This window comes from Pseudomonas fluorescens, assembly GCF_000968015.1.
Lineage (GTDB): Bacteria > Pseudomonadota > Gammaproteobacteria > Pseudomonadales > Pseudomonadaceae > Aquipseudomonas > Aquipseudomonas fluorescens_W.
In genome coordinates this window covers 163,052-175,558 of the sequence record NZ_LACH01000014.1, presented here as the reverse complement: position 1 = coordinate 175,558, position 12,507 = coordinate 163,052, and the positions used below count along the sequence as shown (strand labels likewise).

At 59.3% G+C, this 12,507-nt stretch carries 9 protein-coding genes, 1 pseudogene and 1 riboswitch; of the genes and pseudogenes, 4 read left to right on the top strand and 6 right to left on the bottom strand.

What is annotated here, in order from left to right; translation table 11 throughout:
• Positions 1-157: 157 nt before the first annotated feature.
• On the bottom strand, positions 158-901 hold the full coding sequence (locus VD17_RS33070) for a methyl-accepting chemotaxis protein (RefSeq protein WP_370693218.1): 744 nt from the start codon (positions 899-901) through the stop codon (positions 158-160).
• A 114-nt stretch (positions 902-1,015) separates the two neighbouring features.
• Positions 1,016-1,210 (bottom strand): annotated as a pseudogene (locus VD17_RS33065) (HAMP domain-containing protein); the annotation flags it as partial.
• A gap of 1,361 nt (positions 1,211-2,571) precedes the next feature.
• Here VD17_RS33065 and VD17_RS08320 point away from each other — a divergent pair.
• Positions 2,572-3,390 (top strand): M48 family metallopeptidase, encoded by an 819-nt coding sequence (locus tag VD17_RS08320; RefSeq protein WP_046053419.1) that lies wholly within the window; start codon positions 2,572-2,574, stop codon positions 3,388-3,390.
• Positions 3,391-3,550: 160 nt separating this feature from the next.
• Here VD17_RS08320 and VD17_RS08315 read toward each other — a convergent pair whose 3' ends face one another.
• The 3 genes from VD17_RS08315 to VD17_RS08305 form a co-directional block, all read right to left on the bottom strand.
• Positions 3,551-4,135 carry a TMEM165/GDT1 family protein gene (locus VD17_RS08315; RefSeq protein WP_046053418.1) on the bottom strand — a complete coding sequence of 195 codons (585 nt, stop codon included), beginning with the start codon at positions 4,133-4,135 and terminating at the stop codon, positions 3,551-3,553.
• A gap of 88 nt (positions 4,136-4,223) precedes the next feature.
• A riboswitch (yybP-ykoY riboswitch) is annotated at positions 4,224-4,348 on the bottom strand.
• Between the two features lie 50 nt (positions 4,349-4,398).
• Positions 4,399-5,397, bottom strand: a complete 999-nt coding sequence (locus VD17_RS08310) for a class I SAM-dependent methyltransferase (protein ID WP_046053417.1) — start codon at positions 5,395-5,397, stop codon at positions 4,399-4,401.
• A 34-nt stretch (positions 5,398-5,431) separates the two neighbouring features.
• Positions 5,432-6,397, bottom strand: coding sequence for a 2-hydroxyacid dehydrogenase (locus VD17_RS08305; protein WP_046053416.1), 966 nt, complete (start codon positions 6,395-6,397; stop codon positions 5,432-5,434).
• A 250-nt stretch (positions 6,398-6,647) separates the two neighbouring features.
• Between VD17_RS08305 and VD17_RS08300 the strand changes: the two genes are divergently transcribed.
• Positions 6,648-7,277: a LysE family translocator gene (locus tag VD17_RS08300; RefSeq protein WP_046048281.1), complete on the top strand. Its 630-nt coding sequence runs from the start codon at positions 6,648-6,650 to the stop codon at positions 7,275-7,277.
• Positions 7,278-7,292: 15 nt separating this feature from the next.
• Here the strand turns inward: VD17_RS08300 and VD17_RS08295 are convergent, their stop codons facing one another.
• A complete protein-coding gene (locus tag VD17_RS08295; RefSeq protein WP_046053415.1) occupies positions 7,293-8,186 on the bottom strand; it encodes a glycosyltransferase family 2 protein in 894 nt (297 codons plus the stop codon).
• Positions 8,187-8,533: 347 nt separating this feature from the next.
• On the opposite strand from VD17_RS08295, the gene VD17_RS08290 reads away from it, so the two are divergent.
• On the top strand, positions 8,534-10,216 hold the full coding sequence (locus VD17_RS08290; RefSeq protein WP_046053414.1) for a fatty acid--CoA ligase: 1,683 nt from the start codon (positions 8,534-8,536) through the stop codon (positions 10,214-10,216).
• A gap of 336 nt (positions 10,217-10,552) precedes the next feature.
• Entirely contained in the window at positions 10,553-12,490 is a 1,938-nt protein-coding gene (locus tag VD17_RS08285) for a DUF1302 domain-containing protein (protein ID WP_046053413.1), read from the top strand.
• Positions 12,491-12,507: the final 17 nt, after the last annotated feature.

Genomic DNA, 12,507 nt, shown 5'->3' with positions numbered 1-12,507 from the left:
CCCCAGCCCTCTCCCCACGGGGGAGAGGGGGAAAGGGAGCCGATCTTCATGCTTTTCAAACCTGAGTTCGGCTCGGTAACTCAGGTCGATGTACCTCGAAAGATCACCTCGGTCAGTCCCCTCTCCCCCCGGGAGAGGGTTAGGGTGAGGGTGCTCTTCAGACCTTGAACTGATTGATCAACCGCCGCTGCTGTTCAGCCAGCTTGGTCAGGTCCGCACTCGCCGCACTCGACTCATCCGCGCCGCCCGCCACTTCATTGGCCACTTGCCCGATGTTGATCACGTTACGGTTGATGTCGTCAGCCACCGCACTCTGTTCCTCAGCCGCACTGGCAATCTGGGTGTTCATGTCGTTGATCACCGACACCGCCTGAGTAATCGTCTCCAGCGCCTCGGCCGCTTTCGCCGCATGCTGCACGCTTTCATCGGTGCGGTTCTGACTGTCTTCCATGACCCGCACCACATCGCGGGTGCCTTGTTGCAACTGCTGGATCATGGTCTGAATTTCTTCAGTGGCTTTCTGAGTCTTCTGCGCCAGGTTGCGCACTTCATCGGCCACCACCGCAAAACCGCGTCCCTGTTCGCCGGCTCGCGCCGCTTCGATGGCCGCGTTCAAGGCCAGCAGGTTGGTCTGTTCGGCAATTCCGCGAATGGCCGTCAGGATCGCATTGATGTTCTCGCTGTCCTTGGCCAAGGTCTGCACCACGCCGACAGCCTTGCCGATTTCTATCGCCAGCACGCCAATCGAGTTCGACGTGTCCCGCACGATTTGCATGCCCTGCGCCGCTGCCTGATCGGCGTGGCTGGCGGCTTGCGCAGCCTGGGTCGCGTTGCGCGCCACGTCCTGAGCGGTCGCAGTCATTTCATGCACCGCCGTGGCCACCTGATCAATCTCAGCCATTTGCTTGTGCACGCCGATGTTGGTGCGGATGGCGATGTCGGCGGTGTGTTCCGACGAATCACTGACGCTCTGCACCGAAGTCACCACCTGGGTGATCATCACCTGCAACTTGGCCAGGAAGGTGTTGAAACCTTTGGCGATCGAGCCCAGTTCGTCGGCGCGGTCGCTGGTCAGGCGTCGAGTCAGGTCACCTTCGCCCTGAGCGATGTCGTCGAGCATGGCAACCATCTGCTTCAGCGGCCGGGCAATGCCGTGGCCCACCAGCCAGATCACCAGCAAGCCGATACCGGCAATCAACAAGCCGACCATGGCCATGCCGAAGGTGTCGGACTTGCGCTGGGCGTCCAGATCGCCCTGAAGTTTTTGCAGATCGGCCATCACTGCGTTCAGCGGCAGTTGCAGCATGAGGGTCCAGCGAGCGTCGGTCTGGCCGATGCCGAACGGCAGGTACAACTCGATCCGGCCCTGGGCCTTGTCGACGGTGTAAGTGACTTCGCCGCGCTTGAGATTGGCCATGTTGGCGATCTGCTGGCTGTCGAGGATGTCGCTGACCTTTTCGCCGAATTTGCTCGGGTCCTTGGTGTAGGCAACGATCCGGTTGTTGCCGCCAATCAGGGCCATTTCACCAGCGCCGCTGTACAACTTCTGATTCGCGCCGAGGAGCATTTCCTGGATGAAGTTCACCGACAGGTCGGCACCGACGATGCCCTGGAAGGCGCCGTTGAGCATGATCGGTTCTATAAAGGAGGCGAGCATGACGATCTTGTCGCCGACCTTGTAGGGCGCCGGATCAATCACGCAGGATTTTTTGGTTTCTTTCGAGCACAGGTAGTACTCGCTGGCGCGTACGCCGGTGGACAGGGTTTTCTGGTCGTCGACGTCCACCAGTTTGTCCAGGCCCAGGCTGCCGTCTTCGTTGCGGAACCACCACGGCAGGAAGCGGCCGTTGCTGGCGTCGATGCCAACAACCTGGGTGTCGACGTAGGCCGCGTCGTTGTGATCGAGGACGTTTTTTTCCCAGCCGATGTAGGTGCCGAGAATTTTCGGGTTCTTGACGACGTTTTCCTTGATCAGGCTGATCAATTGCTCACGGCTCAGGTTCAACTGTGGCTGGCCATCGGCGCCCGGTGTGCCAATCAATGCGTTGACTCGCACCAGTCCGCCGGCAATCAGCAGTGGCGCTTCGAGCTCGCGCTGGATCTGGCTGACCTGGGTTTGCGCCAGTGACGTCAGGCGTTGTTCGATGACTTGCTCAAATTGTGCCTGGGTCCGCTGCTGGACCATGTCTTGTGTCCGTGCGCCGGAAAACAACGCGTACAGCACCAGAGCTGCCACGACACTAAGAACGATGGCGCCGGCGAGGGCCGCCACGGAAAACTGGATGGACTTGAATTTCATGGGTGCTCCGCACGCAAGAGGACGTCTGCGGTGCTGTATCGGCAGGGGGGGCGATGGCCATGAGCGGAGGTTGGCGAATTGGCTGTTTTGGAGGGGGCGATGTCGCAAACGAATCATTGCGGGCCGTTATCGATCGCGTGGGCGCCGTTATGTGAATTTTTTTCTACGCCCATGAGAGCTTTGTCTGAAATGAGCGTCTACACCTCTGTTGTATCTGGCGTCGATACAATTCCACGCCTAGGATACGCGGCATGTTTTAAGGGGTTTTTTTGATGAACAAGACATTGGTTGTGTGTGCGCTGAGCGCAAGTCTGCTGCTCGCCGGTTGTCAGTCGGTCAATACCACCAGCGGGGGCGCGGTAGGCGTTGAGCGTAAACAGTACATGTTCAGCATGCTGTCGACCGACGAGGTCAACCAGATGTACGCCCAGTCTTACCAAAAGACTGTCGGTGAGGCGAACACCAAAGGCGTGCTGGACAAGACCAGTAACGAGGCCAAACGTGTCCAGGCGATTGCCGACCGACTGATTGCCCAGGCCCCGGTTTTCCGTCCGGATTCGGCCCAATGGAAATGGGAAGTCAACCTGATCAAGAGCGACGAACTCAACGCCAACTGCGGGCCTGGCGGCAAGATCATTTTCTACACGGGCCTGATCGACAGCCTTCAACTGACCGACGATGAGATCGCCGCGATCATGGGCCACGAAATCGCCCACGCCCTGCGCGAGCATGGTCGTGAAGCGATGTCCAAGGCTTACGGCATCGAAATGGCCAAGCAGGGCGCCGGTGCCTTGTTCGGTCTGGGTCAGGACAGCCTGGCACTGGCCGATACCGTGGCCAACTACGGCATGACCTTGCCCAACAGTCGCGCCAATGAAAACGAGGCGGACTTGATCGGCCTGGAACTGGCCGCTCGCGCCGGTTACAACCCGAACGCCGCGATCACCTTGTGGAACAAGATGACCAAGGCCTCGGAAGGTTCGCCGCCGGAGTTCATGAGCACTCACCCGGCATCGTCGAGTCGTATTGCTTCGTTGCAGGCGGCGATTCCGAAAGTCATGCCGCTGTACGAGAAAGCCCAAAAGTCCTGATAGTCATGTTGCGCGGCTGCTGACGCCCTCGTCGGAACGCCGCCCGGAGCAAGCTCGCTCCCACATTGGTTTTGTGATCGACACTGACCCCTGTGGGAGCGTGCTTGCTCCGGGCGGCGTTCCGACGATGAACGATAACGCGGTCTTCTGGCCTAACGCGTCAAACCCAGCCGCTGCTCTGCATCGCCTTGTACACCGCGACAATGGCGAGGATGAAGAACGCCGACGCCGCCAGGCGACGGATCAGGGTCAACGGCAATTTATCCGCGGCAAAGTTACCCGCCAAAACCACTGGCACGTTGGCAATCAACATGCCGGCGGTAGTGCCGATGATTACCAGCCACAGTTCCGGGTATTGCGCCGCGAGCATCACCGTGGCGACTTGAGTCTTGTCGCCCATCTCCGCAAGGAAAAACGCGATCAACGTGGTCAGGAACGGTCCGAACTTGCGGGCGGTGCTGGCTTCGTCGTCATCCATCTTGTCCGGCACCAAGGTCCACAATGCGGTCGCGGTGAAGCTCACGGCGAGGATCCAGTGCAGCGTCGCATTCGAGAAGAAACTACCGACCCAGGCGCCTACCGCACCGGCTGCCGCATGGTTGGCCAGGGTTGCAGCGACGATACCGGCGATGATCGGCCAGGGTTTGCGAAAGCGAGCGGCAAGAATGAGCGCGAGCAGTTGCGTCTTGTCGCCGATTTCGGCCAAGGCAACGATTGCGGTGGGAACGAGAAGTGAATCCAGCATCAGGGTTTTCCTAAGGGGCGGGTCGACACGGCTATGACACGTACAGCCTTCCCGCCCCGGGTAAGGTGTTCGTGTCATAGGTCTTGTCAAACCCTGCGATCCGTCTGATGCGGACGCTTGGGTCGCATACGCCATGGTCTGTTGACCAAGTATGTTGACGTATGCCGGACGAGCATGGCGCTCGTGGGAGACTACTCCCCTAGGACGGAGCGGATTCTGCCTAGGCAAATTCGATTGGGCAAGCCTCTTTTTTAAAAGAGGTTCTAGCCGCGTTTGGCTCGGTAGATCCTGAAACCCTGTCCTTCAGCCTTGATCGCACACACGCCCAGATGCTCCTCGATCAGCGGCTGATACTTCAGGAAGCTGTTCGCCACCAAGCGAAGTTCGCCACCATTTTTTAGATGTTTGGCGGCTTTTCGCAGCAAGTTCTCGGTAGCGAAGTAGTCTGTGTGAACCCCGACATGGAACGGTGGATTGCTCAGAATCGCACTCAGACCCATCGGTGCGGCGTCGATACCGTCACCGGTAATCACGTCAGCTTCCAGACCGTTGGCAGCCAATGTCAGGCGACTGCTGGCGGCGGCAAAGGCATCCACATCCAGCAAGGTGACCTGGTTGTGTGGATAGCGACGTTTCACGGCCGCTCCCAACACACCGGCGCCGCAACCGAAGTCCAGCAAATGGCCGCTCGGCAATTTGTCCAAATGTTCCAGCAACAGCGCGCTGCCGCGATCCAGCCGACCGTGGCTGAACACGCCCGGCAGGCTGATGACTTTTAGCGGACCTTCGGCCAGCGGCAATTCATAAGTCTGGGCCAGGCTTTCCAGCGATTTGGCTTCTGGCGCCGTGGCCACGGTTACCTGCCACAGCTGGCAATGCCGCGCGCTGTCGAGTTTGCGCGGTTTGCCGAAGGGGTTCAGTTGCTTGGCCGCGCCTTCGATGCCGCTGCGTTTTTCACCCACCAGATACAGTTCACGACCGGCCAGTCTGGAGGCGAGGGCGTTGAGGATGTAGTCGGTCAGGTCCTTGGATTTGGGCAGAAACACCACGGCGATGTCGAACGCGCGCTCCGGTGCATTCACACCGAAATGGCTGCGCTCGGCGAAGCGGGCATCCAGCGCTGCTTGATCGCCGGCATGCCAGCACCAGCCATGAGCATCGGGCAGACGGCCCAGCAGGTCATCGGCGGGCAAACCGGCCAGCAGCACCGAACCCTGGAATAACTCGGCCTGACGAAGCAGTACTTCACTGCGCGGATCCATACTCTGCTCCTGTGAAAAAAAGTGCCGCAGTCTATCAACTGACGACCCGCAGCGCTTTACCACTGAAGTATCCCTGCGCGTTTTCGGTCAACTGGCCCACGATTCGCTGGCGTGCCTCGCGACTGCCCCAGGCGTTGTGCGGGGTGACAATCAACCGTGGAATGTCTTGGGCCAGCAGCGGATTGCCGGCGGTCGGTGGCTCAACGCTCAACACGTCGGTGGCCGCGCCACCCAGGTGACCGTTGCGCAAGGCATCGGCCAGCGCCTGCTCGTCGATCAAGCCACCGCGTGCGGTGTTGACCACGAACGCACCGGGTTTCATCGAGGCCAGTTCACGGGCTCCGATGAAGTGACGGGTGTGTTCATTGAGCGGACAGTGCAGGGTCAGCGCGTCGATCTGCGGCAGCAGCTCCTCCAGTGGCAAACGATCCGGTCGGGCAGGGCGCCCGGGAATCTGACCGAGCAGTACACGCATCCCAAAGGCTTCGGCCAGCCGTGCGACCGCGCCGCCCAGTTCGCCGTGACCGAGCAGGCCGAGGGTTTTGCCTTCCAGTTCGACAATCGGGTAGTCCAGCAGGCAGAACTGTTTCGCCTGCTGCCAGCGACCTTCGCCGACAGCCTTTTGATAATCGGCCAGGCGCGTTGCCAGATTGAGCAGCAACATGATCGTGTGCTGCGCCACCGACGGCGTGCCGTAACCCTGGCAGTTGCAGACGGTAATGCCGTGGGCGCGGGCGGCGGCGAGGTCAACGTTGTTAGTGCCGGTGGCGGTGATCAGGATCAGCTTCAGCTCGGGGCTGGCAGCGATGGCGGCGGCGTCGATCAGGATTTTGTTGCTGATGGCAACGGTGGCGCCCTTGAGGCGTTCAATTACCTGGTCCGGCGTGGTCTGGGCGAAAAGCTGTAAGTCGCTGAAACACTCTTGCAGCGGGCTGAGGTCGAGATCGCCCAGGTCCAGGGACGGATGGTCGAGGAAAACGGCGCGGTGAGTGTTCGTCATCAACTGTACCTTTTGTGCAATGAACTGAAGGCGTAATCTGCCGAGCCTATCAGATGAAACACCTGTGGCGAGGGGGCTTGCCCCCGTTGGGCTGCGCAGCAGCCCCAATCCAGGCGACCGAGTTTTGTCGGGAATACCGCGTTATCCGGTTTCACGACTGCTTCGTAGCCGAGCGGGAGCAAGCTCCCTCGCCACAGAGATTGATTTCGCTCGAGTGTTTTTATTGACCAAATTGCCCCTGAGGAGCCCCATGTACTGGACAGAGTTTTTGACCGTTGCCCTGATTCACTTGCTGGCCGTGGCCAGCCCAGGCCCGGACTTTGCCGTGGTGGTGCGTGAGAGCGTGACCCATGGTCGTCGCGCTGGCACCTGGACGGCGCTGGGTGTCGGCACGGCGATTTTCTTGCACGTCGGCTATTCGTTGCTTGGCATTGGCCTGATCGTGTCCCAGTCGATCGTGTTGTTTAATGCCCTGAAATGGGCCGCCGCCGCGTACCTGCTGTACATCGGCTTCAAGGCCTTGCGAGCACAACCAGCCCAACCTGCGGCTGACGATCTGCACAAGGAAGCGGGCGAGCGCACTGCTCGCGGCGCCTTCACTTCGGGTTTCGTGACCAACGGTTTGAACCCGAAAGCGACGCTGTTCTTCCTCTCGCTGTTCACCGTGGTGATCAATCCGCACACGCCGCTGGCGGTACAGGCGGGCTACGGCATCTACCTCGCGGTGGCCACCGCTGTGTGGTTCTGCCTGGTGGCGATGCTGTTCAGCCAGCAGCGCGTGCGCGCAGGTTTTGCCCGGATGGGCCACTGGTTCGATCGGACCATGGGCGCGGTACTGATCGCCATCGGTGTGAAACTCGCGTTTACCGAGATGCACTGAGGCCCTGTGAGGCGGCTAGCGATGTAGTACCAGCCGCTTGAAGCGTTTGAAGCTGGTTCTATTGAGGTGCCGCCAGGGAATCGAGCGCAACAGCTGCCAGGCTTCTTTCTTGTCTTCGACCACGGCATATTTGAGGGCCTTGTTCACCAGTTTGGTGCGGGCGCTCTGGTAGCCGGGATGGTTCTCGTACGGCGCGATCGCCTCAAGGTCCGCCTGGAGCAATATCCGGTATTTTCTCGACAGGTTGTTGGCATGGCGGCGATAGCGGGTCATGCAGATCGGCAATTCATGGATCTCATAACCCAGCCGGGCAATCCGCAACGTCATCTGAAAGTCCTGAACCCTCAGCTTCGGCGCGTAGAAGTCGGCACTTCGCATCGCTTTCATGCGATAGAGCGCAACAGGGGCGCCGATCACGACGGCACCTCTGAGGACCTGATCGAAGTTGTAGGTGTGGATCTTGTCGCGTTGTTGCTGCTTGATGGTGTTGCCATCGCTGTCCATGTAGCTGATCAGCGCACCCACGCAGCCGACGTTCGGGTGCTGGTCCAGGTATTCGGCGCGAATGCGCACTGACTCCGGCAGCATGATGTCATCCAGGTCCGGCGTCGACACATAGACGCCCTTGGCGTATCGCAAGCCGTGGTTGAGCGCCGCGCTCACGCCCTGGTTCGGTTGCGAATACAGCTGGAAGTCATAGGTTTGTTGCAAGCGCTTGAGTATGGCGAGGCTGTCGTCGCTGGACCCATCGTCCACGATGATGACTTCGAAGTTCGGGTAGTCCTGGGCGAAGATGCTCTTGATGGCCTCTTCCAGGTACTTTTGCGCGTTGAAACAGGGCGCCACGATGGAAACCAGAGGTACTTGTGTGGAGGTGCCGTTCTGGGGCGCGGTCAATTCAATAGTCATTGTTATATGCAATACCGATGGCGAGTGACCAGACAGGTCTAGTGGACAAGATCCTTCTCTTGACGATGAGGTTGAAGGTCGGGTGACCTGGGGCAACTGTTCGGCTGCCAACCGATCGGCTCATCATGTCCGTATGGTACGTAGGCTCACAGACAAGTGTTACGTGCATGCGTTGCAACGTTTTACAGCGCAATTCCCGAATTCCCGACGAAACACGCCAGGTAGTGGCGCAAAGCTAGCATTTTACCCGGTTCTGCAAATCATTCCTTTGGCTGATTTGGCTGGCGTCCAAGCGCACTAAAGTGCTTACTTTCAGCCACGACCGTGCAGTCAGAAAAGGGACTCTTATGTTGCAGACTCGCGTTATCCCCCCAGCCGAAGGCGCTTACCAGTATCCGCTGCTGATTAAACGGCTGCTGATGTCCGGCGCTCGTTATGAAAAAACCCGCGAGATCATTTACCGCGACCAGTTGCGCTATAGCTACCCGACCCTGATCGAACGGGTCGCAAGGTTGGCCAACGTGCTGACGGCGGCCGGCGTCAAGGCCGGGGATACCGTGGCGGTGATGGACTGGGACAGCCATCGTTACCTGGAATGCATGTTCGCCATCCCGATGATCGGCGCGGTGATCCACACCATCAACGTGCGCCTGTCACCGGAACAAATTCTCTATACCATGAACCACGCCGAGGACCGTTTTGTGCTGGTCAACAGCGAGTTCGTCGGATTGTACCAGGCCATTGCCGGGCACCTGACCACGGTAGAGAAAACCCTGCTGCTGACTGACCTTCCGGAGAAAACCGCCGACTTGCCGAACCTCATCGGCGAATACGAGCAGTTGCTGGCCGCGGCGAACACTCAGTACGACTTCCAGGATTTCGACGAAAACTCGGTCGCGACCACGTTCTATACCACCGGCACCACCGGTAATCCCAAAGGTGTGTACTTTACCCATCGGCAACTGGTGCTGCACACCATGGGTGTGTCGACCATCATGGGCGCCATCGACAGCGTGCGGTTGCTGGGCACCAACGACGTCTACATGCCGATCACCCCGATGTTCCATGTGCACGCCTGGGGCTTGCCGTATGTGGCGACCATGCTCGGGCTCAAGCAGGTCTATCCCGGTCGCTATGACCCTGAGTACCTGGTGGAGCTGTGGCGCAAGGAGAAGGTCACCTTTTCCCATTGCGTGCCGACCATCCTGCAAATGGTCCTCAATTCCAAAGCTGCGCAAGGCACGGATTTCGGTGGCTGGAAAATCGTCATCGGCGGCAGTGCGCTGAACCGTGCGCTTTACGACGCGGCCAAGGCCAAGGGCATTCAACTGACCGCCGCTTACGGCATGTCGGAAACCGGGCCGTTGGTGTCGTGTGCACACCTCAACGATGAGCTGATGGCCGGCACCGAAGACGAACGCACCACGTACCGGATCAAGGCCGGTGTGCCGGGGCCATTGGTGGAGGCGGCGATCGTCGACACCGACGGCAACTTCCTGCCCGCCGATGGCGAGACTCAAGGCGAACTGGTGCTGCGTGCGCCGTGGCTCACCGAGGGCTATTTCAACGAACCGCAAAAGGGCGCCGAGCTCTGGGCCGGAGGCTGGCTGCACACCGGTGACGTAGCGACCCTGGACAGCATGGGGGTGATCGACATTCGCGACCGGATCAAGGACGTGATCAAGACTGGCGGCGAGTGGATCTCCTCCCTGGACCTTGAAGACTTGATCAGCCGCCACCCTGCGGTACGCGAAGTAGCAGTTGTGGGCATCGCCGATCCGCAGTGGGGCGAACGTCCGTTCGCGCTGCTGGTGATCCGCGAAGGCCATGTGATCGGGGCCAGGGAACTGAAGGAACACCTCAAGCCGTTCGTGGAACTGGGGCACCTGAGCAAGTGGGCCATCCCGAGCCAGATCGCCCTTGTTACTGAAATTCCCAAGACCAGTGTCGGCAAACTCGACAAGAAGCGTATTCGCGTCGACATCACCGAATGGCAAGCCAACAACAGCACCTTCCTCTCGACGCTTTAAGCGTCACTTGGCGTGCCCGAAAGGGCACGCCAGCCCCACCAAGCAAGCGCTTGGCTTGTCAAATCCGAATTTTCAGCCATCCTAGACGGGCCGACGGGTGTCGGCTTGGCAAAGGACTGTTCCAGAGTGGCTGGCAGCTGCAAATCACACTTTAGAGGGATCAAGCAGTACTACCTGCTGGCTATAGTCCGCTCAAGGATTTTTAAGAACGGAGCAAACGCACAAACGGGGGCGATGCAACTTTGGAATGACTTAGGGACTTCTTGGCTCCCAGTCATCCACAGCGTTTTTAGAAGTGCTCACTGCCATAACAATAATGCACATGGAGTAGCGTCGATGACATCAGTAAACCAGTTCTGGCGCCGGGCAAAACTGCCCCTGGCGGTCAGTCTTGCCTCTACGCTCGCCGGGCCAGCATTCGGCGTCAGTTTCAACGTTGGTGAAATCGAAGGTCAGTTCGACTCGTCCCTGTCGATCGGTGCCAGTTGGTCTACTGAAAATGCCAACAAGAATCTCATCGGCGTCAACAACGGCGGCCGTGGCCTGTCCCAGACATCCGACGACGGTCACCTGAACTTCAAGAGCGGCGAAACGTTCTCCAAGATCTTCAAGGGCATCCATGACCTTGAGTTGAAATATGGCGATACCGGCGTTTTCGTCCGTGGCAAATACTGGTACGACTTCGAACTCAAGGACGAAAGCCGTCCGTTCAAGGACATCAGCGACAGCAACCGCAAAGAAGGCGCCAAGTCCTCCGGCGGCCAGATCCTCGACGCCTTCGTCTACCACAACTACTCCGTTGCCGATCAGCCGGGCTCCGTGCGTCTGGGCAAGCAAGTAGTGAGTTGGGGTGAAAGTACTTTCATCGGCGGCGGTATCAACTCGATCAACCCGATCGACGTGTCCGCGTTCCGTCGCCCCGGTGCCGAGATCAAGGAAGGCCTGATCCCGGTCAACATGTTCTACGTGTCCCAGAGCCTCACCGAGAACCTCTCGACCGAAGCCTTCTACCAGCTCGAATGGGACCAGACTGTTGTCGACAACTGCGGCACCTTCTTCTCGCAACCGGACGTGATTGCGGATGGCTGCGATAACAACCTGGCCGTACTGCGCACCCGTAACGGACTCAACAGCGCACTGACGTCTGCAGGGCTGCCGGCTTCGCTGCGTAATGCCACCATCAACACCCTCGCTGCCAGGGGCGTGACCTGGGGTGACCCGGATGAAGGCGTAATCGTTCGTCGCGGTCCGGATCGCGATGCCCGTGACAGCGGTCAATTTGGCGTGTCCTTCAAATACATGTTCGATCCGCTGGACACCGAGTTCGGCGCCTACTTCATGAACTACCACAGCCGTGCGCCGATTTTCAGCGGCAAAGGTGCTCCGGCGAGCGCTTATAGCGCGGCGGGCCTGGTGGGCTCGCTGGTGGCCAGGGGTGTTCCTCTCGCTGTCGCGCGTAACCTGGCACCGACCTTGTTGCCATTGAACGTGGCCGGTAACTCCAGCTACTACGTCGAGTACCCTGAAGATATTCGCCTGTATGGCTTGAGCTTCTCTACCACGTTACCGACAGGTACTGCGTGGAGTGGTGAAGTCAGCTACCGGCCGAATGCTCCGGTTCAGCTCAACACCACCGACATTCTCTTTTCCGGTCTGACACCTCTGAACCCTAACGTTTCCGTACTCCAGGGTACGCCAGGGGCGGATCAAAAAGGCTATCGCCGCAAGGAAGTGACCCAGCTCCAGACGACCCTTACTCACTTCTTCGACCAGGTGATGGGCGCCGAGCGACTGACCCTGGTGGGCGAGGTCGGCTTTACTCACGTTGGTGGTCTGGAAAGCACTAACAAAGCGCGTTACGGCCGTGACCCGAGCTACGGCCCTGGTCCATTGCCAAATGGTCAGTGCGTGGCATTGAACACCTCTACCCTGGCAGGCGGACCGCAAAACAACGTGAGTCGCTACTGCGAAAACGACGGGTTTACCACCGCAAACTCCTGGGGCTACCGCGGTCGTGCCATCTGGGAATACAACGACGTATTCGCCGGTGTGAACCTCAAGCCGAACGTGGCCTGGTCTCATGACGTGGAAGGCTACTCGCCTGGCCCTGGCGGCAACTTCGAGGAAGGTCGCAAAGCAGTGAGCCTGGGCGTCGATGCCGAGTACCAGAACACCTACACCGCGAGCCTGGCTTACACCAACTTCTTTGATGGCAAGTACACCACCGTCGATGACCGCGATTTCGTTGCGCTCAGCTTCGGCGTGAACTTCTAAGCACTGCATTATCAGGA